Origin of the sequence: Nocardia sp. NPDC058666, assembly GCF_042714895.1 — a bacterium.
In the GTDB taxonomy this organism is placed as follows: domain Bacteria; phylum Actinomycetota; class Actinomycetes; order Mycobacteriales; family Mycobacteriaceae; genus Nocardia.
In genome coordinates, this window is the sequence record NZ_JBHXRY010000113.1 from 1 (window position 1) to 1,073 (window position 1,073).

General features: G+C 62.5%; 1 protein-coding gene. It reads left to right on the forward strand.

Annotated features, from left to right (window positions below):
• Positions 1-722 precede the first annotated feature (722 nt).
• Positions 723-1,073 (forward strand): hypothetical protein (locus ACFWVD_RS28885; RefSeq protein WP_379248093.1); only part of this gene is annotated, 351 nt, incomplete at its 3' end.

The window sequence follows — 1,073 nt, forward strand, 5'->3', positions numbered from 1 at the left end:
CGCCCTTGCCTGATCTGACACCAGGTGCCGTGACCCAGGGGATCGGAGCGCAGAGGACCAGTTACGACACGGTCGAGGAGCAGGAGGCTTTGGAGGAAGCCGAGGCCGGTGCCGACGGCGCTGGACCATCCCGGCACTCGGCACGGCGCCCCTTCCCGTCCCATAGCCGCACGAGGACCAGACTGAGGCCGTCTCCCCACCTCAGGAGACGGCCTCCGCCTTGCCCCGTCCCGGCACCTCCCGCGAGGAGAGTCCCTCGGGGCTGGTCGACCTGTTCGTGCGACGCAAGCACGTGAGGGAGCCTCAAGAACAGCGAACCATCACCGCGCATTGCAGTACTGGTCCCTCAGTCAGGCACGACGAAGGAGTAGTAGATGTGCTTCGGGTCGTTCCAGGACAGGCCCTTGTCGATGTATGCGGCCGCATATCCGGAGTCCTGGCAGTCTCCTTTGTAGAGGTAGATCCTCGTATTGGTCCGATTCTGGCCGGCTACTGCCCCGTAGGTCATGTTGTAGCAGGAGCTTCTCCACGGCCTGAGAACATTGTGCTTCGTCCCGTCAGGTTCGATGTAGTGGAAGTAGCACACTTTGGCGCCTGGATCGCAGGCTGCCGGGGGGTCCGCATGTGCGGCTGTCGGAACACCCACGGCCCCCAGAGCGATACCGCACGCACAAGCCAGGGCAATTATGGATCTTTGATGAGACATCTCATTCCTCTTTCTCGTGCTGGTGCTGGTGCTGGTGCTGCGACGTGAAAACGACTCCTTCCTCTCTCAGCCTGCAAGAGATCGTCCAAGGGCTGCCTTCCGGCCCGTCACATCCTCGGCCCACATCGTCAGCTTGGCCCGACGACCTGCTTGTCCTCGCCTTGCTTTCCTGGGCGACCAGATCTCGAGCAGCATTCCGTCATGGAAGATGCCGTTCCTTCGGCCGGTGCCGATCGTGGTCTCGTCGGCGATGCAGAACATGGCGCAAGACCGTGCCGGGGCGTATACAAATCAGTCTCAGTTCCGTGTCCTGAGCCCGCAACTCCACTCTTCCGGCTCGGCGTTCCCCGATGAGCCGGTCCAGGAG